Consider the following 425-nt stretch of genomic DNA (forward strand, 5'->3'; position numbering starts at 1 on the left):
CCCGCCCCCCCCGTCGACCCGCACCCCGCGGCCCGCGGCCCGCGCCCCGCCCCGCCCCGCCCCGAACACCGCCCCGATCCCGACGCTTCTGATCCGCGGCGGCCGGCCCTACGGCGAGGACATCCAGGACCTGCTGCTGGCAGATGGCCGCATCACCGCGGCCGGCCCGGACCTCGAGGCCCCCGAGGATGCCGAGGTGATCGACGCCGAAGGCTGCATCATTCTGCCGGGCCTCGTGGACCTGCATCCCCCCCTGCGCGAACCCGGCGGGGAAGAGGCGGAGACCATCGAATCCGGCACCCGCGCCGCCGCCCGCGGCGGCTTCACCGCCGTGCACGCCATGGCCACCCCCACCCCCGTCGCCGACACCGCCGGTGTGGTCGAGCAGGTGGCACGGCAGGGCGAGGCGGCCGGCTGGTGCGAGG

The 425-nt window shown here is 77.6% G+C and carries 1 pseudogene; it reads left to right on the forward strand.

From position 1 onward, the window contains the following. Window positions 1-76: 76 nt before the first annotated feature. Window positions 77-425: pseudogene (locus MU407_RS14190) on the forward strand (amidohydrolase family protein); the annotation flags it as partial.

The organism is Brachybacterium sp. Marseille-Q7125 (assembly GCF_023062615.1).
In the GTDB taxonomy this organism is placed as follows: domain Bacteria; phylum Actinomycetota; class Actinomycetes; order Actinomycetales; family Dermabacteraceae; genus Brachybacterium.